The sequence below is a fragment of the Candidatus Cloacimonadota bacterium genome, from assembly GCA_021734245.1.
In the GTDB taxonomy this organism is placed as follows: Bacteria; Cloacimonadota; Cloacimonadia; order Cloacimonadales; family TCS61; genus B137-G9.
Genome location: JAIPJH010000013.1, coordinates 1 through 23,143 on the forward strand (window position 1 = coordinate 1; position 23,143 = coordinate 23,143).

Genomic DNA, 23,143 nt, shown 5'->3' on the forward strand with positions numbered 1-23,143 from the left:
CTACGCCGGGACCTTCGGGACTTTGAGACTTTGAGACTTTGGGAAGATGAGAAATGAGAGTTGAGAAGTGAGAGTGTAAAACCATAACAACCATGACAACCAGCAATCCGGCTTCGCTGATGAAAGAGAAGTAAAAAAAAAGCTACACCGGGACCTTCGGGACTTTGAGACTTTGAGACTTTGGGAAGATGAGAAATGAGAGTTGAGAAGTGAGAGTGTAAAACCATAACAACACCGACAACCATGACAACCATGACAACCATGACAACCAGCAATCCGGCTTCGCTGATGAAAGAGAAGTAAAAAAAAGCTACGCCGGGACTTGCCAGCAACAAGAAACCAGAATCAAGCAACAATAAACAAATCATTTGACATAAGTTAACTAAGATTCTTTCTCTGTTTGAGAAGCAAAATAAAAAAAGGAGGAGTTTTACAAATGGCGCGTTGGAATGAAGGAATTGAAAGGATAATTTCTTTCACATCAGAACCTGATCACTCATTGGAAGATTTTTTTAAACCAAAGAATTATCTTCCACAATCTGAAGAGGAAAAGAAGATTTTCGAAGAATTTTCACTGATTACCAGCAGTATGGCAATTCTTATTCATATCGCACAAGCAGACAGAGTTCTGAAAGATGAAGAAAAAGAGCAGATAGTCAAAGACTTGATCTTTCAACTGGAGCAGCGACCTTATGAGTTCAGTAAGCTTTCAGAGAAATTCGGAAGTTATGAAAAAGATATCATCCTGAATATCTTTGATAAGATCCTTGCTGATTACAAAACTGGAAAACTGGATCTGGAAAAGATAGTTGATGTTATCACCATGATCTACCAGAACAATCCTGAAAAACGCTATTACCTGATCCGTTTGTGCTATTATTGTGCCCTTTCCGATTACGATTTCGACACAGCTGAAAAACAAGCTATTAGCAGTTTAGCTGTTAAAATGAAAGTACCGGCAGATGAGCTTAGACGCATCGAGGAAGAGGTTAAAAAAGAAGTTCTGGAAAAATAGGAGATTCAAATGAAGAAAGTCATACTTCTACTGATCATTTTAATTCTACTCTCCAGCTGCATTCCTGGTGATGGCAAACACACCAGCAAAAAACCGGCAGGATTTTTCTGGGGAATCTGGCATGGCTGGATCGCTCCGCTATCTTTGATCGTCGGCTTATTCAATCCTGCCATTCGAGTTTATGAAGTTCATAATGCAGGTTGGATTTATGATCTTGGATTTTACCTGGCAATTATCGGTGGTTTTGGAACGTTGTCTCTTACTCGTAAAAAACGGAGAAAATAAATAATATGGCTTGGATTAAACAGCTAAAGAAAGAAGAGCTTACGGAAGAGCATGAAAAATATTTGAAAGAGATGAAAACTTCCTGGGATCGAATGGGAAATATTCTTAAAGTTCAGAGTATTAAACCTTCCTCAATGAAGCAGCACGCTCTTTTCTACAAATCTTTAATGTTCGAAAAATCCTGCTTAACTCGTTCACAAAGAGAAATGATCGCGGTTGTTGTTTCCAAGGTAAATTTGTGTGAATACTGAATTACTCATCATGGAGAAGCTCTTCTCCATCTTACTAAAAATGAACAGCTTGTGAATTCTATCAAACAGGATTTTAGAACTGCTGAAATTTCCAATATGGAAAAGTCCATGTTGATTTATGCTGAAGCTTTGGCTACAGAACCCTGTCGGATCGCTGAAAAACATATAAAGCATTTACGGGAAGTAGGCTTTGATGATGAAGCGATTTTGGATATAAACTTAATTTCCAGTTATTTCTCTTTCGTTAATAGACTTTCTTGTGGATTAGGTGTAGAATTGGAAGATTACTTGGTCAATTCAAAATAAATTGATCTATTCATATTTGTCTTGAAGTACGATATAAAATGAAAGGCTGATGTTCAATCGAGCACCAGCCTTTTTATTTTTTTTACCCCTCTGCCTTCGGCATCTCCCTCCAAAACAGGAAAGAAATAAGGAATTATTCAGTTATTTTTTTTATCCGCTAATCGCTAATTCCCTGATCAGAACAGAAGCAGTTCCTATGGAGCTGCTGTTGAAGTGGAAATTATCTGCAATCATTTCTACGTTTTGCAGTATTTTCAGGAAGTTTCCAGAAACTGTGAACTGCTTTAATGAATGCTGTCTTTTACCGTTTTCGTATAAGAAACCTTCCGCAGAAAGTGAAAAGTCTCCAGAAATTGTATTTGCACCTGCATGCATTCCCTGCAAAGCAACGATCTCGATCACTTTGTCATGAGTTGCTAAAAGTTCATTTTCTTTGTTTTTTCCTGGTTCCAGAATCAAGTTAGAAACAGAAATTCCCAAACTTCCTTTATAACCTCTGCTGCCGTTTCCTGTAGAATTAACTTTATCCTTCAAGGCTGTTTTTGTGTTGTGTAAATAGGAATTCAACTTACCACTTTTGATGAGAACAGTTTTCTGAGATGGATAGCCTTCACTGTCGAAATGACGGGAATTTGCACCTTCGGGATGTAGAGCATCATCGATGATGTTCACTTTTTCATTGGCTATCTTCTGCCCCATTTTACCGATGAGAAGTGATTTTCCCTGATGAACTGAATCGGCATAGAAAACACTGGCAAAAGTTCCCAGCATTGTTGCCATCATTTCATTATTGAAAACAACAGGGTATTTTCCCGATTTTACCGGTTTTCCACCCAGAAGATCGGTACTTTTTTTCACGCTAATCTCAGCCAGTTTCTTCGGATCGATCTTGTTGAAATCTCTACCAATAAAAAATTCGATACCAACTCTTTTGTCATCATTCTGTTGTGACAAAGCACCAACATAACAAAAAGCTGAATTCTGTTTTTCTTCTTTGTTCAATCCTTTGCTGTTGGCAATTTTACTGTATGCTTTTGTATCTCCATAAACAGCATAAGGAACGTTAAAAACACGTGCATCGGCTGCTTTGGCATATTTTTCCAGATCTTTGGCAATTTGGATTTTATCTTCCACATCCACTTTATCCAATTCTTTGCTGTAAAGATCAAGTTCGGCAGCCACGGCGGGATAATCTGCCATAATTGCCGGATCGGAATCTTCATTCAGTTTAGCATTTTCCACAGCTTCATCCACAACCATTTTGAATGATTCTTCATCAAACTTTTCTGTGTAGGAATAACCAAGTTTTCCTTCCACGATTACTCGCACTCCCAATCCTTTGGCATCAGAATAATTGAAAGATTCAATTTCCTGCTGGTTTATCCTGGTTTGGAACGAATTCGTAGCAGAAAGAACGATCTCGATATCATCTACTTTTCCCTGAGCGTAATCAAAAATAAATTTAAATTCTTTATCGTACATTCTTTCCTCCTACTTTCTTCCACCAACGATTATTTCATCGATCTTAACTGCCGGCTGACCGACATTGGCAGGAATGCTGCCGCTTACCGATCCGCACATTCCGGGTGCCATTTTCAAGTTATCTGCTACCATACTGATCTGCTTTATCGATTCGGGACCGTTTCCAATCAGGCTGGCTCCACGCACAGGTTCAGCAATTTTGCCTTTGCGGATAATGTAGCCCTCATTTACTGCGAAATTGAAATTCCCTGTTCCGGGCATCACAGAACCACCACCCATTTTCTTAGCATAAATTCCATAATCTACAGAAGAAATAAGATCTTCCAATTTACTGGTTCCAGCTGCAATGTAAGTGTTTCTCATTCTTGAAGCTGGTGCAAATTTATAAGATTGACGACGACCGCTTCCAGTTCTGGCATAACCTGTTTTGATACTTCCCATTTTATCTACGATGAATGATTTCAAAATGCCATTTTCGATGAGAACAGTTTTCTGAGTCGGCATACCTTCATCATCGATATTTGTACTTCCCCAACCATTGGGAGTTGTGCCATCATCGATAGCTGTAAGAACAGGATTTGCTACACGTTTTCCCATTTTATCGGCAAACACGGAAGCACCTTTTGCTACTGAAGTAGTTTCCAGTGCATGTCCGCAGGCTTCGTGGAAAATAACTCCACCAAAACCATTATCGACTACAACCGGGAATTTTCCGCTTGGTGCATAATCAGCATTCAGCATCAAAATTGCTGTTTTGGCAATTTTCTCTCCCAGTTCGATCGGGTCGATCTCGTGCAATAATTCAAAACCTTTGTGTTCACCTGGTCCGTCACTGCAAGATTGTTTTTCGCTTCCCTTGGAAGCAATTGCATTAGCTGAAACACGAGTGTATGTGCGGCTGTCTTCTGCCCAAAGACCTTCACTGTTGGCGATCATGATCTTCTGCATTTTTCCCAGTAAATTCATATCTACCTGAGTTATCATGTCACTCACCGATCTTGCGGCTTTATCGATTCTTCTCAGATAATCGACTTTTTCACTTTTGGGAACGCTGTCATTTGGTATTTTGATGGGATGTAAGTTGGTGAAAGTGTTTTTTGTAAGATCGATAGATGTGATGATTTTTCCACCTTTTGCTGCTTTACTAACTGCATCTGCGGCAGCCAGTAATGATCTTTCCGAAAGATCATTGGTATAGGCATAAATGGCTGTTGTTCCATAAAAAACGCGAACACCAGCTCCAAAATCTTTCCCGGCAATACTTTGCTTTGTTTTGCTGTCGTTAAAAGAAATGCGTGAATTGTAAGTGTCTTCCACGTAGATCTCTGCAAAGTCTGCTCCGTTGGAAAGTGCCTTATCGATGACCTTCTCGATAAGTTTTCTGTCTAACATTCAACCTCCTGATTATTTATATTATTTTTTGTTTTAAGAATTTAAATATGGTTCTGATGTCAAGGACAAGATTTTATCCAGTGAAATGAGAAGTGAGAGATGAGTGATGAGAGTAAAAGGAGTTTGTCATCATGAGCTGGAGTCCAGTTCAAAAAAACCATGTTTACCTTCTCAATGGTCGAACAGACCTTGTGAATGGTAAACAGCTTCAACCTCTTTCCGAAACATTCTCTCGCAAAATCTTCTTCGTTGGTTTCGGAAAGTTGATGCATGAAACCTTTCCGACAGCTTCTGTAAGAATCTGCGAAAGAAGCTGTGGGAAAGGGATGTAGAACCATTGCGGAGGTCTTCCGCAAGGTTTCGAGGTTGGTTTCTTCGTCTCGATTGAACTTATTGTTTTTACTGATCGTCCACGATCAGATATGTGGAATTTTCGAGACGAAAAATTGTAAATGCTCAGACTCCACAAGACGTGAAACCCAACAAGAAATCATCATCAGCGACAGGCTGAAGCCTGACGCTGAAACGAATAAAGTCCTGCGGACTGATTAACAAACCATTGCGGAGGTCTAACGCCCATCCGCAAGATTATGAGGTTGGTTCAATCGTCTCGATTGAACTTATTGTTTTTACTGATCGTCCACGATCAGATATGTGGAATTTTCGAGACGAAAAATTGTAAATGCTCAGACTCCACAAGACGTGAAGCCCAACAAGAAATCATCATCGGCGACAGACTGAAGCCTGACGCTAAAACGAATAAAGTCCTGCGGACTGATTAACAACCATTGCATCCGCAAGGTAAGGTTTTTTTACTTCAACATCAGCATTTTATTCGTTTTAAAATATTTGTCTGTTTTAAGTTGATAAAAATAGACTCCTGATGCCTGACTGGCTGCATCCCAATTAAAGGTGTGGAATCCTGCTTCATATTCTTGTGAAAGGATTTTCTGCCCTTTGGAGTTGTAAATGGCGAGTGTGCCGGTTTCTCCTTCCTCAATTCCGAATTCAATTGTGGTAGTAGGATTGAAAGGATTGGGTCGATTCTGACTCACATAACTTTTTGCTGGCGTTTCGGGGATTAGGTTAGAATTACTCAGATCAATGGAAACTGGACCATAAATTTCCAAATCTCCACTGTTACTCACGCTTTCCAACCAGTAATAATGAAGTCCTACATTTTGAACCGGCTGTTCATCTACGTAACTGTATTCGGTTGGAACTGATACTGTTCCCATGCCGGGAATTAGAATATTATTTAGTTTGATTGAATTATCTTCCAAACCAGTTTCATATTCGCTTCTGTAAACATTCCAACCCAGATTTTCCAGTTCGGATTCGGTGGTCCAATTCAAGGTTGGAAGACCGTTTTCGATAATTCCGGTGAATGATGAAAGTGTAACGGGAAGAGTCAGGTCATCAGTAATTTTGCATAGTACAACATCCGCCATTGAATTGAATGATTCATCATAAGCACCACTCGAAACCGGAAAGTCACTTGAACCTGTATAACCAGCAACGTATAAGTTATCATTTGCATCAAAACATAAAGAAATACCTCTATCTTCATTTGAGCCACCAATAAAGGTACTTAAGGAGATCTCACTAAGATCATTTAATAACCTGGTGACAAAAATATCTGTGCTACCATTAGCTGAAGTGTCGTAAGCACCGACAGTAGTTGGCCATGATTCTCCTGCAGTTCCCGTGATATAAGGGAAATCATTATCATCTAACAAGATGTAGAAACCATAATCAATTTCATTGCCCCCGATGTAAGTGCTAGCACTCAAATTTGCTAATGTGTTATCAAATTTTGATAAAACTACGTCAGTCTGACTGCCATAGGTTCCATCATAAGCTCCAACTGTGGTTGGGAAGTCGTTTGAATATCCATGACCGATAACAAATATATTATCATTAGAATCAATATCTATTCCATATCCCCAATCACTGGTGCTTCCGCCTAAATATGTCCACGAATCAACACCAGTCATATCAGATTTTATTTTGCAGACAAAAATATCTAAACCTCCATTATGAGTATGGTCATAGCCTATAGTTACTCCACTATTTTCCATAAATGGGTATGAACTTAAATAGCCCGTAAAACCAACAATAAAAATATCATTATTTGAATCCATGGCAATATCTTGACCTTCAGCAGATGATCCGCTATATAAAAAGTAGCTATCTGATAATGTAGATAAAGTATTATTAAATTTCAATACAAATACTTCATAGCCATCTCCGGTTGTATGATTGGCAGAATGACCAACGATATAAATATCTACTGGATTCCCATTCAACAAAATACCATAAGAATAATCACCTCCATTTGTATGACCGTATAAAGTGCTATATGATAACGTAGTTAAGTCATTACTAAAAATACTTACGAAGGCATTCCATCCGCCTGTAGAGGCTGTATGACCAGTCTGATATGCTCCGGACGTAGTAGGATAATTTGTTACTCCGGAAGTTCTACCGTAAGTGTAACCAGTAATATAAATGTTATTGTTGTTATCAATAGCTAAACCTTCTGCTGATTCACCTGCCTCACCACCAATAAAAGTACTAGCTAATAACTGACTTAAATCACCCGATAGCTTACTAACAAAAACGTCTGAACCCCCATCATTGTATCCACCATCATAAACACCACCTGTTGTTGGATAGTTTGTTGAAACTGTGAGGCCTGCAATAAAAACATTACCATTAGAATCAAGAGCTATATCTGATCGGGCTTTATCATTTTCGGAGCTCCCAATATATGTACTGGCTAAAAAGGGATCAATAATTAGTGGTAAATCAAATCTATATGCTCCAACTCTAAAACCATAGCAATCATTTGAAATCAATTTGTACTCAACACCTACAATGACTTTCTCCTTATCAATTATCTGATAGGCAATGGGTTTACAAAATTCCAAAGTTCCATTGTCTGTAGTAGCAACAAGTTGATCATCGATGATACTCAAATAAGAAATATTTTCTAATTCTACAAAAATATCTTCCGCACTGCTTCCGGGATTAATTGTGAATATCTTTTCCACTTTTTGAGAATATGCCTTTAAATCCAAAGAAATACCTTTAACAAATTCTCCATAAGACAATGATTTATATGTATTTAAATCATTAATCCATTTAGTCGGATCATTTCCAGAGAAATAGCTTATGTTCGCATTATGGGATTTTCCTTTTTCCAGTTTGAAATTTATTCCTTGAAATCTTTCTTTCAAGACTATGTTTTTGTTCGTTTCCGATTGTATTGAATAAGTAAGAACACCACCTTTTTCAACGAAAACAATTCCCCCAAAAGTTTGAGCATAAAACGCAACATCTTCATTTTCAATTTGACCTTCATTTTCTATAAAAGGTACGGTCAAATTTTCAAATTTACTGCTCGAAACTGTGTAATTAAATTTTGTTGCAGAACATAAATTAAATACTAACAAAAAAAATAAAAATAAAATAAGCGGCTTTTTCATCATTCCTCCTCTATTTTTTTTTGGTTATTTAACAAATACATTATTTTCTGCATTCAATAACTGAATCAATGTTTACTGTGTCCATTTCAATTTCATGATTGTGCTAAAGTTACGTATGCTAACTTTTTTTGTCAATTTTTTTTGTATTTATATATGCAACTAATAATATTTTTAAGTAATTCTAATCTTTGTTTAGCTTTTAGAAATTTATAATATTTACAATTAAACAAAAGAATTAACAAATCCTTCTTCTATTTCACTCATCACCGAAAAATTTGAAAGGTATAAACTTCATTTATTTAATAAATGAAATTGTTGCTATCTTACTCGTCCAAAACCTTATCCAGCAAAGCCCACGAATTCATTCGTGGGAATCTTGATACCAGAAATATATCGGACAACGGTTTCAACCGTTTGCACAAATAATAAACCATTGAAATGGTTACTATAAAAGGCTTTGTTTGCTTTTCCCATGAATAACCCAGTGAAATTGAATTGATTTCACAGGTTAAAAATTCATGGGCTTGAAAAAAATGAAATTATTGTGTTTTTTTTGTTGCTTACTGGAAAATAAATATTTTTCGGGTGGATGCGTGTTTTAATCTAAAACTATAATATTAATTTTTTTTTAAAACTAAATTTATTATTAAAAATTCTAGCTAAATTTAATATTTCTATTTAATTTGACAAATCGACCCTGCGAAAGAGATTGGCATGAAAATACGGTAGTTTTAAGGTGATATAAGATAGATGAAAAAAAGTATTGTCGCAATAGTAGGAAGACCAAACGTAGGAAAGAGTACATTATTCAATAGAATCTGCCGCAAACGCAGTGCTATTGTGGATTTTGAAGAAGGCGTCACCAGAGATCGCAAATACGAAGAAGCGGAATGGTCTGGTCATTCCTTTATCGTCGTCGATACCGGTGGTATCATTCCAAAATCAAATAATAAAATCGATCAGGCTGTAAAATTTCAGGCAGAAGTCGCTATCGATGAAGCAGATTTCATTCTTTTTGTTGTCGATGTAAAAACCGGTCCTACCGATGTTGATATGGAAATTGCTAAAATCCTTTCCAAACATCGAGAGAAAGTGATGCTGGTCGTAAATAAAGTAGATAACGAAAAAGATGAGCTGGAAATTTACGATTTCATGAAGCTTGGTTTCGGAGAACCTTTTCCTATTGCAGCAAATCAAGGTAGAAACACTGGAAATTTTCTTGATGAACTGGTTTCAGCAATCGATACTGCAAAATATGAGGAAAGAAAAGATGACGAGATCAAAGTTGCTATCGTGGGAAAACCAAATGTAGGGAAATCATCATTGATCAATAAACTTTCCGGTCAGGATTTCAACATTGTTACCGACATTCCCGGAACAACCAGAGATTCCATCGATACAAAATTCAAACACTACGGACAGAAGATAACTTTCATCGACACTGCAGGATTGCGACGAAAGAAAAGCATTAAGTACGGAGTGGAATATTTCAGTACAATGCGCACGATCGAAAGTATAAATCGTGCTGACATTGTGCTTCTGGTAATGGACGCCACAAATGACATTTCTAATCAGGATCAGAAAATCGTTTCTTACGCTGCCAGAAATTTTAAAGATATAATTATTGCCGTGAATAAATGGGATCTTGTGGAAAAAGACAATTCCACAACCGGTGAATTCATCAAAGACATTCGCCAGCAACTGAAGTTTGTAGAATTTGCTCCTGTTGTTTTCTTGTCAGCCTTAACAGGTCAGCGAGTGCAAAAGATCTTTGATCTGATTTTAAAGGTTAATGAAGAAAGTAAAAAAAGAATTGGAACTTCAGATTTAAATAAATTCCTGGAAAAAGTGGTGAATAGATTTCCACCTTCACATTCCAGCGGAAAACATGCCAAAATCTATTATTGTACACAAGTGAAAACTCATCCTCCAACTTTTGTTTTTTTCTGTAATGACAAGAAATTGATTACAACACATTATCGCAGATATCTTAACAATCAATTACGAGAGAATTTTAAATTTGCCGGAGCTTCCATAAAAACTCTTTTCCGCAGCAGGAAAGAAAATGAACTATTTTAATTTGATCTTATCATTTATTTTTGCTTATCTTCTGGGAAGCATTCCCACCAGCTACATAATGGGAAAGTTGGTAAAAGGAATCGATATTCGCCAGCATGGCAGCGGCAATGTGGGAGCTACAAATGCTCTACGCATTTTAGGAACGAAAATTGGAATTATCACACTGATCTTCGATATCGGCAAAGGTATTGTTGCTGTTCAAATTGGAAAAATGCTCAATCCTGATTTTACTAATTTGATGCTCATCGGGTTTGGCCTGTTTGCAATTCTGGGTCATATTTTCACGATCTTTTTAAGCTTCAAAGGTGGAAAAGGCGTGGCAACTTCTGCGGGAGTTTTCATTGCTCTTATTCCTGTTCCGGTAACTATAACTTTAACTGTTTTCATTGTCACGGTATGGATAAGCAGATATGTTTCTCTCGGTTCCATTTTAGCTGCTGTTAGTTTGTTTTGTGTTGAGCTTATCATTAATATCAATAATAATTTTGAAGATCTGGAGATTTTGATTTTCGTATTTTTGATCGCATTCTTTGTTGTTATTCGTCATACAGCCAATATCAAAAGATTGTTGGCAGGAAATGAAAATAAAATTAGTTTTAAGAAATAGATTTGGGAGAAATAATAGTTAATGTGCGGAATTATTGGAATTTATAACAGTAAAAATGCAGCAGAATTAGCAACTTTAGGATTATTTGCCGAACAGCATCGCGGTCAGGAAAGCTGCGGAATGGCAGTAAATGATGGAACTACGATCCGTCTTCGCAAGAAAATGGGCTTAGTAAAAGATGTTTTTACATCGGATAAATTACAACATCTTCCCGGTGAAATTGCGATTGGACATGTTCGTTATCCTACTCGTGGAGCTTCTTCTGTTTACAATTCCCAACCTCATGTGGTGGAAACTCTTTCCGGTCCTTCCTACGCACTTGCCAGCAATGGTGATATCATAAATTATAAAGAAATTCGAAAATTCCTGGAAGATAATGGTGTATATTTTGCCAGCAGCAATGATGGAGAGTTACTACTAAAATATATTGTTTATCATGTGGAAAAAGAAGACCGAACAATAATCGAAGCTATCAAACTTCTGATGAAATATGTTAAAGGTGCTTTTTCAACCGTTTTAGCTACGAAAACCGAAATGTTCTTATTCCGAGATCCTTATGGTTTAAGACCAATAACTTATGGAAAAACAAAAGAAGATGCTGTTGCTGTTGCATCCGAGAGTTGCGCACTGGACATTCTTTATATGGATTGGGTAAAAGAAGTTCAACCTGCTGAGATCATCAGGATAAATAAGGATGGAATTGAGACTTTTCCCAATGATCCAAACAAGTTTAGAGCTACAGACACAAACAAACATTGCATTTTTGAACACATTTATTTTTCCAGACCAGACAGCATTAACTATGGAGAAAATGTATTTGAAGTACGCGAAAAAATCGGAGCAAAATTAGCTGAAGCAGACGAAATAACACCAGATACGGTTGTTCCTGTGCCCGATTCCTCCAATTTCATTGCCCTGGGTTATGCCAAGCAGAAAAACGTTCCATTTGAAATGGGACTTATCAGAAATCATTACGTGGGAAGAACATTCATAAAACCGGAACAAACCATCCGTGATGAAAGTGTATATCAGAAATTTAATGTTTTACCTGACTTCTTCAAAGATAAGATCGTCGTTCTCATCGATGATTCCATCGTACGTGGAACTACCATTCGTAAGTTAGTAAAGCTGATCAAAAAAGCCGGAGCTAAAGAAGTTCATATTCGAATTGGTTCACCTGCAGTAAAATTCAGCTGCTATTATGGAATAGACACGCCAACCCGCGAAGAACTGATAGCAAATGAAATGGATGTAGCTGGCATTGAAGAATATACAGGAGCGGATAGCTTGAAATATTTAGAAATTGAAGATCTGGAAACAACCGTTAGTAAACCACAAGATTATTGTTACGCCTGTTTCAGTGGTAATTATCCGGTAAAATAATATGAAAACTAAAAAACCAAAGAGAGTTTAACCAATATGAAAACTAAAACTTGGAAAGAAGTTACAGAATTAGTGCAGGAATTGAAGAAGAAAGGTAAAGAAATAGTTTTTACAAATGGCTGTTTTGACATTATACATGCAGGTCATATTCAATATCTCATGGATGCAAAGGAGCTGGGAGATGTTCTCATTATTGGCTTAAATAGCGATGCTTCAGTAAAAAGATTAAAAGGTGAATCTCGTCCAATAAACAATGAAAATGATCGTTCCTTTGTTCTTTCTGCTCTTTCGATGGTAGATTATGTAGTCATCTTCGATCAGGATACGCCGTATGAACTGATAAATATTATCATGCCTGATTTCCTGGTGAAAGGTGGAGACTGGAAAATAAAGGATATTGTCGGATCTGAAATTGTTCAGGCAAGTGGTGGTGTCGTACGTTCACTTCCTTTTAATAAAGGGTATTCAACTACAGATATTATTGAAAAAATGAAAAATGAAACTATATAATGGATTAAGCGATCCCCACAATTCTACTTTATTGGGGGAGAAAAGAAAATTTGAAGAGTGAAATTTTTGTTCCGTATTTGCTCCCTGTTAAGGGAGCTGTTCGAAGTATGAGGACTGAGGGTTTATGGAAAAGATTAACCCCTTTGTCAAGACAAGCTCGACATTTCTCCTTAACAGGGGAAGAAATAAGAGTGAAGTTTTTGTTCCTTATTTGCTCCTTGTCAAGGGAGCTGTCCGAAGTATGAGGACTGAGGGGTTAGAAAGACGATTAACACCTTTGTCCAGACAAATTGGAATAGGGGAAGAAATAGGAATTGAGAGAATTCGCTTCCAATTTTGCTCCCTGTTAAGGGAGCTGTCCGAAGTATGAGGACTGAGGGTTAAAAATAATATCATGGAAGAAAACAAACTGGAAGATGCTGCAGTAGTTATCGAAGTTCATGATGATTTCATTTTAGTCCAAATGATGAAATCCGGTTCCTGCGATTCCTGTGGAATGAGCGGATTGTGTCATGGCAAAGATAGAACAGTTACCCATAAGATCTTCACCGATAAAAAATATGAAGTTGGCGATCTGCTAAAGGTGGAAGTAGCTCCTGGATTAAAAATCGCAACTTCGATGCTGGTTTTTTTGGTTCCTATATTAACTATGATCTTATTCTTTGCGATCGCCAGTTTTGGATTACATCTATCAGAACCAATTGCGATCTTGTCAGCGTTTATTGGTCTTATTTTAAGTGGAATTGTAATTTACAGGATCGATAGAAAGTTTGGTAAGAAGATCAAATTTGAGATCAAAGAAAAGGTGGAAAAATGAAAATATATTTGAATGAAATGATATTTTATGGTTACCATGGAGTTCATCCCGAAGAAAGAAAGCTCGGTCAGCGTTTTATAGTTGATTTCACCTACGAATCTGATCCCAAAAGAGATAAAGAAATTAAACATCTGGAAGACACGATCGACTACACAAAAGTATTCGATATAATAAAACACACTTTGGAAAAAAGGGAGTTTCATCTGCTGGAAGTGTGCGCAAATTCTATTTTAGATCATATTTTAGAGGAATTCCCGAAAATTATTTATGCTAATGTTCGAATAAGAAAACCTTCCGTTCCAATAAATGGATCATTGGATTCTGTGGAAGTGGAAATGGAAAGAAATCGATAATCATCCCATTAATTTCAAGGAGATTATTATGATTTGCTATTTGGGATTAGGCTCAAATCTGGGAGATAGAAAAGATTACATCAACAGAGCTATTTCACGGATTTCATCACATCCCGAAATCTCGATGCTGAAATGCAGTACGATAATCGAAACCCAAGCTTTTGGCAAAAAAGATCAACCGGATTTTTTGAATTGTGTAATGAAAATAAAAACCCAACTTAATCCTTCTGAGCTTTTGAAATTCTGTCTGAAGACTGAGAAAAGCCTGGGAAGAATACGCTATGAAACCTGGGGAACAAGAACTATCGACATCGATCTCTTATTATATGAAAATCGAATTGTAGAACAACCTAACCTGAAAATTCCACATCCCGGCATTCCAAAAAGAGAATTTGTTTTGCGATCTTTGGTAGAGTTGTGTCCCGATTATATTCATCCTGTTTCGAAGAAAAGAATAAAAGAAATGTATTCTGAAATATATTAAAAACTTGAATTTGGAGAATTTTATGAGTAAAAAAACTGCTACGATAATTTTAGCTGCCGGTCAGGGAACCCGCATGAAATCAGATAAACCGAAGGTTGTGCATGTACTGGCAGACAAACCGATGATCAATCGTGTGATCGAAACTTCATTAAAAATTGATAGTGATCTGATCGCGGTTGTTGTCGGTTTCAAAAAAGATGTTGTAATCGATGTAATTCCCAGAAATGATAAGATAATATTCGTAGAACAAAAAGAACAAAACGGAACCGGACATGCCGTGATGATGGCAGAACCCGCTTTCAAAGATTTTGATGGAACTGTTTTTATTTTATGTGGAGATGTTCCGCTTCTACGAGCTGAAACTCTGAAGAAAATGCTGCAGCATCACGATGAAAATAATGCTGCCTGTACTGTTCTGACAGCAGTTATGGACGATGCGTTGCGTTACGGAAGAATAGTGCGAAATGATGCTGGAAACGTACAGAGAATAGTAGAATTTAAAGATGCAGCAGAACAGGAAAAAGAGATAAAAGAGATCAATACCGGTATTTACTGCTTCGACAGTAAAAGTCTTTTTTCCGCTCTTAAGAAAATTGATTGTGATAATAATCAGAACGAATACTATCTTACTGATACATTGGAAATTCTGAATGAGGCAGGCAAACTGGTTACATCAGTAATTTTGGAAGACATGGTAGAAGCATCAGGAGTGAATTCCAAAGAACAGCTCAAAAATTTGGAAAATGAATATTTAACTAGAAAAGCACATTTCGACGGTGAATAGAATGAGTGATATTTTATATTCTCCCTGGCGTTTGCAATACATACTTTCCCAGAAAATAGAAAAATGCATCTTCTGCATCCGCCCTTCAGCCGAAGATGACAACAAACATTTAATTCTGCATCGTACAAAACACAGCTTCGTAATAATGAATATGTATCCCTACAATAATGGACATCTCATGGCTGTTCCTTTCAACCATGTTTCATCATTAACGGATTTATCGAAAGAAGAAATCGACGATCTATTCGAAACAGTTCAACTTTGCGAAAAAGTTTTACGCTCCAATTACAATCCTGACGGACTGAATATTGGAATAAATCTGGGCAGAGCTGCCGGTGCTGGAATCGACACACATCTGCATGTTCACGTTATTCCACGTTGGAGCGGAGACGTTAATTTTATGACAGCTGTAAACGGAACCAGGGTAATTCCCGAATCCTTTGAACGAGCATATTCAGAACTCAAAAAACATTTTGAAATTGTGATGAATTCACAAGAATAACAAATTGACAATTCGAAGGTTGGAAAATAATTTGTCACAGATTCAAAAGAGGCTTGTAATCGTTATTATAGTAGTACTTTTAGCTGTCTTATCGATTGCGATTTTCTTGAATTTAGATAGAAGTGAGAATGTTGTAAAACAAGAAAAAAAACCACCTCCAAGTTTGAAATTAGCACTTTTAAATGGTTGTGGAATTGATGGGGTTGCAACGGAAGTAAAAGAATATTTCATCAATAAAACTTCGGGAAATGTGGATATCGTTTCCTGGCGAAATGTTGATAGAAATTTATTCATTTATAATAAAAGTATCATCGTTATAAAAAAAGATGACGATGAAAAATTAAAATATTTAATGGATTTTACCGGGATCGATCGCAAGATCTATGCAATTGACGATAATGCAATCGAAGATCTGCAGATCATTCTGGGAAACGATTACAGAGAGTTTTTTAAATAGGAGATTATGAAAACAGAACGCTTACAGAATGTAGAAAAGATCATTGGCTGGGCTTTAGATAAAAAAGCCGAAAATGTTTTACATTACGATGTTGAGGGAAAAACCGATTTCACAGATTCGATCATTGTTTGTCATGGAACAGCAGATCTTCATGTAAAGGCAATTGCCGATTTTATCATAAGTCAGGCTTCAGAAAACGGCATTAAACTATATGCCAAAGAAGGTTTTCAAAATTCTCAATGGATTATACTGGATTTCATTGATATTATAGTGCATGTTTTTAATGAAGAAACAAGAGAATTCTATCATCTTGAAGATCTTTACAAGAGAACTCCCAGAAACAGGGAAAAGAGATAAATTATGCTAAAAAAGAAAATCTTTAACAATATCCTTTCCAGCCTGAAAAAGCTGGAATTGAGATATAATCGAAAATTCCATGTAGAAATTCCCAATATTGCAGAACATGGCGATTATTCTACAAATGTTGCTATGGTCATCAGCAAGATGAATGGCATGAAGCCGCGAGAACTGGCGGAAAAACTTGCTAAAGAACTCAACAAAAGCAAAAATTACAAATCTGTGGAAATTGCCGGTCCAGGATTTATAAACTTCAAACTTTCAAACTCATTATATCATAAAAGTTTGCAGGAGATCATTAAAGCCAAAGACCGATTCGGATCTTCCGATTATGGTAAAAGAAAGAAAATTCTTTTGGAATTTATCAGTGCCAATCCCACCGGACCTTTGAACGTAGTTAGTGCCAGAGCGGGTGCTTATGGAGATTCTTTGGCCAGGATCATGGAATTCGTCGGTTTTGAACCTTTTAAAGAATTTTATGTGAATGATGCTGGAAATCAGGTTGAGATTCTTGGTGAATCGATGGAAATTCGTTATCGTGAGCTACATGGCGATGATATGGAAGAATTTCCGCCGGAAGCTTATCATGGTGAATACATCAAAGATCTGGCAGCACAGCTGAACTCAATAGATGGTTCTAAACTTTTCCATATTGCCGAAAAAGACCGATTGGAAAGAATGCAGAATTTTGCTCTGGAAGAAATCCATAAAATGCAGGTAAAAAGCCTGGAAAGATTCGACGTGATCTTTGATAACTGGATGAGTGAAAAGAAATTACGCTTGGAAGGAATGCTGGAAGAAGCACTCAGTTATCTGGCAGAAGCTCATTGCACTTACGAAAAAGAAGATGCAGTCTGGTTTTCTTCGACGCAATTCGGTGATGAAAAAGACAGAGTTCTCATCAAAACTGACGGCAATCCTACTTACCTTGTTCCGGATATCGCATATCATATCACCAAATTTCAGCGTGGATTCGATGTTCTGGTCGACGTTTTAGGACCGGATCATCATGGCCATGTTTCCAAGCTGCGTGCTGCTCTCACAGCCCTGGAACTTGATCTTTCCAAACTGGAAATTGTCTATCTGCAGCACATCAATCTCATTCAGGATGGTGAAACGGTGAAGATGTCTAAACGGGCAGGAAAGATAGTAACTTTGGATGATCTGATCGATGAAGTAGGAAAAGATGCAGCTCGTTATTTCTTCGTGAACAGAAAACCTAGTGCTCATCTTGATTTTGATCTGGAATTGGCAAAAAAGAAATCTTCTGAAAATCCGGTTTATTACTGTCAGTATGCTCATGCCAGAATTGCCAGTGTGATAAAAAAGGCTAAAAAAGAAAAAATAACCTTAAAAGATTTTGATGTAAAAAATCTTAGAAAATTAAACAAAGACAGCGAACTTACACTCATCAAGAAAATGCTGAATTTACCCGAGATATTGCATGCTTGTGCCGATCATCGTGAACCTCATCGACTTGCCGGCTACACACACGAACTTGCTGGAATGTTACACAAATATTATGCAAAATATCAGATCGTAAATGCTAAACACAAAGAGCTCAGTCAAAGCAGATTATACCTGCTTTCTGCCATTAAATCAGTTTTGGCGATTTCATTGAATCTTTTGGGCGTTACAGCCAAAGATAAAATGTAACCTTCTAATTATTAATCGTTATAGATAGTAAAATAGTGATGAAGGGAGGTTTGATAAGGCTTTTTTGTTATGTGTATTTTTTATTTTTTTGTCATAAGTGAGAATTCAATAAATGAAGAGAATAATGATTATGTCTGATACTCATAGAAATCAAGTCTTATTAAGGAAAGCATTCCTGGATGAGGAAAATATAACGCATATTTTCCATTTGGGAGATACTTACGAAGATCTGGATGAAAATCTTGATCTGATCGAAGGTATAGAAGTATTCAAAGTTCCCGGATTGTATCACGATGGCTACCTTAACAGATCTATCCACCATAGCATTCCAGCAACAGTAGAAAATTGGAAATTCCAGCTGGTCCATTTTTTGAATGATGTAAAAAAACTTCATAAAAATCTGGACTTTGTGCTTTACGGACATACTCATCGACCAAATTTCAGAGAATTGAATGGAATGTATTTTATCAATCCCGGTCACCTGAAAAGATCAAGAGATCGCGGCAACGATGCATCTTATATTATTGCCGAAACAGAAACTGATAAAATCACTTTCAATTGGAAAAAATTAAATAAAGAAATTTTTATGACAAAAACCATATCGAGATAAACTTGGAGGGACGATGACAATTGAAGAAATTAATCAGAAAGTTATCGAAAAAAGTCAGATCATCGACACATTGAATGAAGAGATCGGAAAAGTAGTCGTTGGTCAGAAGTACATGATAAAGCGAATGCTGGTCGGTCTTTTAGCAGATGGACACATTTTACTGGAAGGTGTTCCCGGCTTGGCAAAAACTTTAGCTGTAAATACTGTTGCCAATACGATCAAAGCCAGTTTTAAAAGATTGCAGTTCACTCCCGATCTGCTACCGGCAGATTTGGTGGGAACGCTCATCTACAACCAGAAATCCGGTGAATTTGTTCCCAAAAAAGGACCGATTTTCGCCAATTTCATTTTAGCGGATGAGATCAATCGTGCTCCGGCAAAAGTACAATCTGCATTGCTGGAATCGATGCAGGAAAGACAGGTTACGATCGGCGACACAACTTATCCGCTGCCAAAGCCATTTCTGGTGATGGCAACTCAGAATCCCCTGGAACAGGAAGGAACGTATCCGCTACCCGAAGCTCAAGTTGACCGTTTTATGCTGAAACTCCTGATCGATTATCCTTCTCGTGCCGAAGAAAATCTGATCATGGAAAAAATGGTGCGCGATGATGAGATCAAGATCAAACCTGTGCTAAAACCTAAAGAAATTCTGGAAATGCGCAACCTGATAAAAGACATCTACATGGAAAATAAAGTAAAAGATTATATTCTGGATCTGGTTTTTGCTACGCGTAATCCCCAAGAATACAAAAATCTCTCGGAGCTGAAGGATCTGATCGAATGCGGAGCTTCTCCCCGTGCCAGTATTTTCCTGGCTCGTGCAGCCAAAGCTCATGCTTTCCTGGAACATCGCGGCTACGTAACACCCGACGATATTAAAGCCATCGGAAAGGATATTCTGCGTCACCGCATCATACTTACTTATGAGGCAGAAGCAGAACAAATATCTCAGGAAGATATTGTTAATCGCCTGTTTGATGAGATCGAAGTGCCGTAAGAACTTCGGAATGTTCCCGATTTTCGGGATCTTCCGAATGTTTGTATTAATTTTTAAAAGATATAGTGTGAACCTCCTTCCAGTGGATATCCATAGGATTCCACGGGATTAATTTTATCCCCTTCTAAAGGGGGACTGGAAGGAACATTTTTTCTTATGAAAAGGTAGAAAGTTCCGAAGTCATCCTGAGTGATCCTGAAGAATACGGGATTGTATCGAAGGATTTGAGCAGATGGAATTAGAGAAAGTAATATTAATATGGAAACATCGGATATAATAAAGCGCATAAAAAAAATTGAGATAACGACCAGAAACCTGGTAAACGATCTCTTCTCGGGCGAATATCACAGCCTGTTCAAGGGGCAGGGACTGGAATTTTCTGAAGTGCGTGAATACCAGGAAGGTGACAGTTTCCGTCAAATCGACTGGAATGTAACCGCCCGACAGGGTTTTCCGTTCATCAAAAAATTTGAAGAAACCCGTGAATTGAATGTGTTGTTTCTGGTGGATGGCAGTGCTTCTACCCTGTTTGGCACACACAGCTATCTAAAATCGGAACTGATCACGGAAATCACTGCTGTGCTATCTTTTTCTGCTCTTTCCAATAATGACAAAGTGGGCCTGCTGCTCTTTACTGATGATGTGGAAAAATACGTTCCTCCCCGCAAAGGAAAGAAATCAGCACTGCGAATTCTAAGAGATATTCTATATTTCGAACCTAAAAATAAACAAACAAACATCACAAAAGCGGTGGAATACATTTATCGCCTTACCAAAAAGAAAAGTATTATTTTCGTTATTTCGGATTTCATGGATGACGATTATACAAACAGCCTTAAGCTTCTGGCAAAAAAACATGATGTGATCGCTTTGCGAGTTTTAGATAAAGCAGAAATTGAACTTCCAGATGCTGGAATTCTGCAATTGAAAGATGCAGAATCGGGAAAAATGATCACTGTGAATTCTTCCCATAAAAAAATTCGAGATCGTTACTCTGATTTGATAAAAGAACAAGATGAAAAACTGAAAGAAACTTTTAGGAAAATGAAGATAGAACTTGTAACCCTTTTTACCGATAAACCTTACGCACCAGAACTGAGAAAATTTTTCAAATTCAGAATTCGCATGAAGAACCAGAGGTAAAATAATAATGTTAAAAAAAATCAAAATCCCCCTTTTATTCCCCCTTCTAAAGGCGAGCGACATCAACCAATCTTATCCTGAACTCATCGATAAAGCTCAGGACAGGCTCAATCGAAGGATTGGTACAGAGGGGTTCACTAAAATAAAAAAAATTATTTTTTTTATCTTTTTTGCTTTAACTGTTCTTTCTCTTTCAGCTCAAACTCTGGAATATTACGTTCAAAAACCTAAACCGCTTTTTGTTGGCACACCATTTCATGTTCTGGTAGATATTCAAACTTCTTTGCAGGACAGCATTTTTGCGCCGGTTATCGATACTTTGGATGTCTTCATTTTACGCGAGCTGAAATCGGAAGATATTGTGGAAAATGATTCGATAACAACTAAGATCGATATGACATTCCAGGCTTTCGACACAGGAGAATACACCTTTCCCGAACTGGAATATTCTGTAAAAAGTGGTGAAGAAATTACAGTTTTAAAAACTAATGAGTTCCTGGTAAACGTACAGTCAATGCTTGCAGACAGCTCAAACGTGGTGCAGGATATTGCCGATCCGATCAAAGTGAATCTTGGTTTCTGGGATTATGCTTTACCGATTCTCATCATCCTGATTTTGATTTTGGGAATTTATCTCCTGATAAAATATTTGAAAGCTCGCAAGCAAGAAGATGTAAAACCAATTATCATCGATGATCGACCAGATTGGCAGATCGTTTTGGAAGAACTGCAAAAACTAAGATCAGAAAAATTGTTGGAAAAAGGTGATTTCCTTATCTTCCATTTCCGTCTTTCCTATCTGCTCAGATTATTCATAGAATTACATTATAAAGTGTTTGCTGTGGAAATGACTACCAGTGAGATCAGAGAAAATCTTACTCAGATCGATCCTGAAGAAAAATCAGAAGTTCTGAAATTCCTCTCTTTTGCAGATCGCATCAAATTTGCTAAATTTATTCCTTCTACTGAAGAATCGGACAAAGCGCTAAATTGGCTGGAAAGCTACCTTTTAAAATTTAAAGAAATATCAGAACAATCAGACCAGGAGGAAGCAAATGCTTGAGTTTGTGCATCCTGACTGGTTCTGGGCATTTTTTATTTTGATCCCGTATCTGCTTTATGAGATATTCTTCAAGCAGAAAAGAAAAGTTCGTTTGCTGCACAGTCGAGTTGAACTTCTTAAGAAAATTTCCGGCAGCAGTTGGATCTATAATTATTTTCCAATTCTTTTAAGAACTCTTGTTATTGCACTTCTTATCCTGGCTTTAGCACGTCCGCGCCTGGCTCATAAAAGGCAGCAGATCACCGGCAAAGGCATCGATATTATGCTGGCTGTAGACGTTAGTGGAAGTATGCAGGCAGTTGACTTCCAACCCACAAACCGCTTGGAAGCTGCCAAAGAAGTTGCCAAAGAATTTATTAATAAACGCCGAAACGACAGGATCGGGATGATCGTGTTTGCCGAAAATGCTTTCACACAATGTCCACTCACTTTGGATTACAATATTCTGATGACAATTATGGACAACGTGGAAATCAACAAAGAAGCGAATGGAACTGCGATAGGGATGGGTTTAGCCACTTCTGTAGCGAGGCTGCGCGAATCGGAAGCAAAATCTAAAGTAATAATTTTAATAACAGATGGTAGAAACAATGCCGGCGAGATCGATCCGCTCACAGCTGCTGATCTGGCAGCAACCTACGATATAAAAGTTTATCCGATTGGCGTTGGTAGTACCGGTTTGGTAGATTTTCCGATACAAACAGCTTTCGGAATACAATATCGCAAAGTTAAGATCGATATCGATATGGACACTTTAAACGACATTGCTGAAAAAACTGGAACAGAAAGAGCACTGAGAGCTACAAACACAGCAGAATTAGAAGCCATCATGAAACATATCGATGAAATGGAAAAAACTGAGATCAAGATCAATGATTATTACGTTTACCAGGAAATGTTCTGGCGTTTTCTTTTATTGGCATTTGCACTTTTGATGATCGAATTTATTTTTAGAATTGTAATAAGGAAAGAGATTCCGTGATGGAAATGGAAAGACACACAGTATTTGAGACTCTGCGACGATGTGACTATGAGAATTTGTGAAAATGAGAAAATGGAGTAAGTGAAATAGCTATGTTGCTTTTTAAATTGAATCAGTTATCTGCGAAAATAGGC

25 protein-coding genes are annotated in these 23,143 nt (G+C 37.3%); 21 read left to right on the forward strand and 4 right to left on the reverse strand.

The window, feature by feature from the left end:
* Positions 1–368, reverse strand: a 368-nt coding sequence (locus tag K9N40_03605; GenBank protein MCF7813551.1) for a hypothetical protein, incomplete at its 3' end; no start/stop codon positions are given.
* Between the two features lie 68 nt (positions 369–436).
* Here K9N40_03605 and K9N40_03610 point away from each other — a divergent pair.
* The 4 genes from K9N40_03610 to K9N40_03625 are packed head-to-tail and all read left to right on the forward strand — an operon-like array spanning position 437 to position 1,857.
* Positions 437–1,015: a TerB family tellurite resistance protein gene (locus K9N40_03610; GenBank protein MCF7813552.1), complete on the forward strand. Its 579-nt coding sequence runs from the start codon at positions 437–439 to the stop codon at positions 1,013–1,015.
* 9 nt (positions 1,016–1,024) lie between these two features.
* Positions 1,025–1,300 (forward strand): hypothetical protein, encoded by a 276-nt coding sequence (locus K9N40_03615; protein ID MCF7813553.1) that lies wholly within the window; start codon positions 1,025–1,027, stop codon positions 1,298–1,300.
* Positions 1,301–1,305: 5 nt separating this feature from the next.
* On the forward strand, positions 1,306–1,551 hold the full coding sequence (locus tag K9N40_03620; protein ID MCF7813554.1) for a peroxidase: 246 nt from the start codon (positions 1,306–1,308) through the stop codon (positions 1,549–1,551).
* Positions 1,552–1,602: 51 nt separating this feature from the next.
* Positions 1,603–1,857 (forward strand): peroxidase, encoded by a 255-nt coding sequence (locus K9N40_03625; GenBank protein MCF7813555.1) that lies wholly within the window; start codon positions 1,603–1,605, stop codon positions 1,855–1,857.
* A gap of 150 nt (positions 1,858–2,007) precedes the next feature.
* On the opposite strand, the gene K9N40_03630 is transcribed toward K9N40_03625, so the two are convergent.
* The 3 genes from K9N40_03630 to K9N40_03640 all read right to left on the reverse strand — a co-directional run bounded on the left by K9N40_03630 (position 2,008) and on the right by K9N40_03640 (position 8,222).
* The gene (locus K9N40_03630) at positions 2,008–3,339 is read right to left on the reverse strand and encodes a TldD/PmbA family protein (protein ID MCF7813556.1); all 1,332 of its coding nucleotides are present in this window, start codon (positions 3,337–3,339) and stop codon (positions 2,008–2,010) included.
* Positions 3,340–3,348: 9 nt separating this feature from the next.
* A complete protein-coding gene (locus K9N40_03635) occupies positions 3,349–4,731 on the reverse strand; it encodes a TldD/PmbA family protein (protein ID MCF7813557.1) in 1,383 nt (460 codons plus the stop codon).
* Between the two features lie 812 nt (positions 4,732–5,543).
* Positions 5,544–8,222: an SBBP repeat-containing protein gene (locus K9N40_03640; protein MCF7813558.1), complete on the reverse strand. Its 2,679-nt coding sequence runs from the start codon at positions 8,220–8,222 to the stop codon at positions 5,544–5,546.
* Positions 8,223–8,972: 750 nt separating this feature from the next.
* Here K9N40_03640 and der point away from each other — a divergent pair.
* From der to K9N40_03725, 17 genes are all read left to right on the forward strand, one after another.
* Positions 8,973–10,301 (forward strand): ribosome biogenesis GTPase Der, encoded by a 1,329-nt coding sequence (gene der / locus K9N40_03645; protein MCF7813559.1) that lies wholly within the window; start codon positions 8,973–8,975, stop codon positions 10,299–10,301.
* Complete coding sequence (gene plsY, locus K9N40_03650; protein ID MCF7813560.1) at positions 10,288–10,908, forward strand: glycerol-3-phosphate 1-O-acyltransferase PlsY; 621 nt, start codon at positions 10,288–10,290, stop codon at positions 10,906–10,908. The genes der and plsY overlap by 14 nt, the downstream gene beginning before the upstream one ends.
* A gap of 21 nt (positions 10,909–10,929) precedes the next feature.
* The gene (gene purF / locus K9N40_03655; GenBank protein ID MCF7813561.1) at positions 10,930–12,291 is read left to right on the forward strand and encodes an amidophosphoribosyltransferase; all 1,362 of its coding nucleotides are present in this window, start codon (positions 10,930–10,932) and stop codon (positions 12,289–12,291) included.
* Positions 12,292–12,327: 36 nt separating this feature from the next.
* Complete coding sequence (gene rfaE2 / locus K9N40_03660; protein ID MCF7813562.1) at positions 12,328–12,801, forward strand: D-glycero-beta-D-manno-heptose 1-phosphate adenylyltransferase; 474 nt, start codon at positions 12,328–12,330, stop codon at positions 12,799–12,801.
* A gap of 394 nt (positions 12,802–13,195) precedes the next feature.
* Positions 13,196–13,618 (forward strand): SoxR reducing system RseC family protein, encoded by a 423-nt coding sequence (locus K9N40_03665; GenBank protein ID MCF7813563.1) that lies wholly within the window; start codon positions 13,196–13,198, stop codon positions 13,616–13,618.
* Entirely contained in the window at positions 13,615–13,971 is a 357-nt protein-coding gene (gene folB, locus K9N40_03670) for a dihydroneopterin aldolase (protein MCF7813564.1), read from the forward strand. Before K9N40_03665 ends, folB begins: the two co-directional genes overlap by 4 nt.
* A 28-nt stretch (positions 13,972–13,999) precedes the next feature.
* The gene (folK, locus tag K9N40_03675) at positions 14,000–14,455 is read left to right on the forward strand and encodes a 2-amino-4-hydroxy-6-hydroxymethyldihydropteridine diphosphokinase (GenBank protein ID MCF7813565.1); all 456 of its coding nucleotides are present in this window, start codon (positions 14,000–14,002) and stop codon (positions 14,453–14,455) included.
* 22 nt (positions 14,456–14,477) lie between these two features.
* Entirely contained in the window at positions 14,478–15,239 is a 762-nt protein-coding gene (locus tag K9N40_03680) for an NTP transferase domain-containing protein (protein ID MCF7813566.1), read from the forward strand.
* Between the two features lies 1 nt (position 15,240).
* A complete protein-coding gene (locus K9N40_03685) occupies positions 15,241–15,741 on the forward strand; it encodes an HIT domain-containing protein (protein ID MCF7813567.1) in 501 nt (166 codons plus the stop codon).
* A 31-nt stretch (positions 15,742–15,772) separates the two neighbouring features.
* The gene (locus K9N40_03690; protein MCF7813568.1) at positions 15,773–16,198 is read left to right on the forward strand and encodes a LytR C-terminal domain-containing protein; all 426 of its coding nucleotides are present in this window, start codon (positions 15,773–15,775) and stop codon (positions 16,196–16,198) included.
* A gap of 6 nt (positions 16,199–16,204) precedes the next feature.
* A complete protein-coding gene (gene rsfS / locus K9N40_03695) occupies positions 16,205–16,555 on the forward strand; it encodes a ribosome silencing factor (protein MCF7813569.1) in 351 nt (116 codons plus the stop codon).
* Between the two features lie 3 nt (positions 16,556–16,558).
* Positions 16,559–18,211, forward strand: coding sequence for an arginine--tRNA ligase (argS, locus tag K9N40_03700; protein ID MCF7813570.1), 1,653 nt, complete (start codon positions 16,559–16,561; stop codon positions 18,209–18,211).
* A 112-nt stretch (positions 18,212–18,323) separates the two neighbouring features.
* Positions 18,324–18,821: a YfcE family phosphodiesterase gene (locus K9N40_03705; GenBank protein ID MCF7813571.1), complete on the forward strand. Its 498-nt coding sequence runs from the start codon at positions 18,324–18,326 to the stop codon at positions 18,819–18,821.
* Between the two features lie 13 nt (positions 18,822–18,834).
* Complete coding sequence (locus K9N40_03710; GenBank protein ID MCF7813572.1) at positions 18,835–19,821, forward strand: MoxR family ATPase; 987 nt, start codon at positions 18,835–18,837, stop codon at positions 19,819–19,821.
* A 258-nt stretch (positions 19,822–20,079) separates the two neighbouring features.
* Positions 20,080–20,964: a DUF58 domain-containing protein gene (locus K9N40_03715; protein ID MCF7813573.1), complete on the forward strand. Its 885-nt coding sequence runs from the start codon at positions 20,080–20,082 to the stop codon at positions 20,962–20,964.
* 7 nt (positions 20,965–20,971) lie between these two features.
* Positions 20,972–22,027, forward strand: a complete 1,056-nt coding sequence (locus K9N40_03720) for a hypothetical protein (protein ID MCF7813574.1) — start codon at positions 20,972–20,974, stop codon at positions 22,025–22,027.
* A complete protein-coding gene (locus K9N40_03725) occupies positions 22,020–23,009 on the forward strand; it encodes a VWA domain-containing protein (protein MCF7813575.1) in 990 nt (329 codons plus the stop codon). The genes K9N40_03720 and K9N40_03725 overlap by 8 nt, the downstream gene beginning before the upstream one ends.
* Positions 23,010–23,143: the final 134 nt, after the last annotated feature.

Coding starts and splice junctions, on each gene's coding strand:
- K9N40_03610 (MCF7813552.1), top strand. CDS start 437: ATGGCGCGTTGGAATGAAGGAATTGAAAGGATAATTTCTTTCACATCA.
- K9N40_03615 (MCF7813553.1), top strand. CDS start 1,025: ATGAAGAAAGTCATACTTCTACTGATCATTTTAATTCTACTCTCCAGC.
- K9N40_03620 (MCF7813554.1), top strand. CDS start 1,306: ATGGCTTGGATTAAACAGCTAAAGAAAGAAGAGCTTACGGAAGAGCAT.
- K9N40_03630 (MCF7813556.1), bottom strand. CDS start 3,339: ATGTACGATAAAGAATTTAAATTTATTTTTGATTACGCTCAGGGAAAA.
- K9N40_03635 (MCF7813557.1), bottom strand. CDS start 4,731: ATGTTAGACAGAAAACTTATCGAGAAGGTCATCGATAAGGCACTTTCC.
- K9N40_03640 (MCF7813558.1), bottom strand. CDS start 8,222: ATGAAAAAGCCGCTTATTTTATTTTTATTTTTTTTGTTAGTATTTAAT.
- der (MCF7813559.1), top strand. CDS start 8,973: ATGAAAAAAAGTATTGTCGCAATAGTAGGAAGACCAAACGTAGGAAAG.
- plsY (MCF7813560.1), top strand. CDS start 10,288: ATGAACTATTTTAATTTGATCTTATCATTTATTTTTGCTTATCTTCTG.
- purF (MCF7813561.1), top strand. CDS start 10,930: ATGTGCGGAATTATTGGAATTTATAACAGTAAAAATGCAGCAGAATTA.
- rfaE2 (MCF7813562.1), top strand. CDS start 12,328: ATGAAAACTAAAACTTGGAAAGAAGTTACAGAATTAGTGCAGGAATTG.
- K9N40_03665 (MCF7813563.1), top strand. CDS start 13,196: ATGGAAGAAAACAAACTGGAAGATGCTGCAGTAGTTATCGAAGTTCAT.
- folB (MCF7813564.1), top strand. CDS start 13,615: ATGAAAATATATTTGAATGAAATGATATTTTATGGTTACCATGGAGTT.
- folK (MCF7813565.1), top strand. CDS start 14,000: ATGATTTGCTATTTGGGATTAGGCTCAAATCTGGGAGATAGAAAAGAT.
- K9N40_03680 (MCF7813566.1), top strand. CDS start 14,478: ATGAGTAAAAAAACTGCTACGATAATTTTAGCTGCCGGTCAGGGAACC.
- K9N40_03685 (MCF7813567.1), top strand. CDS start 15,241: ATGAGTGATATTTTATATTCTCCCTGGCGTTTGCAATACATACTTTCC.
- rsfS (MCF7813569.1), top strand. CDS start 16,205: ATGAAAACAGAACGCTTACAGAATGTAGAAAAGATCATTGGCTGGGCT.
- argS (MCF7813570.1), top strand. CDS start 16,559: ATGCTAAAAAAGAAAATCTTTAACAATATCCTTTCCAGCCTGAAAAAG.
- K9N40_03705 (MCF7813571.1), top strand. CDS start 18,324: ATGAAGAGAATAATGATTATGTCTGATACTCATAGAAATCAAGTCTTA.
- K9N40_03710 (MCF7813572.1), top strand. CDS start 18,835: ATGACAATTGAAGAAATTAATCAGAAAGTTATCGAAAAAAGTCAGATC.
- K9N40_03715 (MCF7813573.1), top strand. CDS start 20,080: ATGGAAACATCGGATATAATAAAGCGCATAAAAAAAATTGAGATAACG.
- K9N40_03720 (MCF7813574.1), top strand. CDS start 20,972: ATGTTAAAAAAAATCAAAATCCCCCTTTTATTCCCCCTTCTAAAGGCG.
- K9N40_03725 (MCF7813575.1), top strand. CDS start 22,020: ATGCTTGAGTTTGTGCATCCTGACTGGTTCTGGGCATTTTTTATTTTG.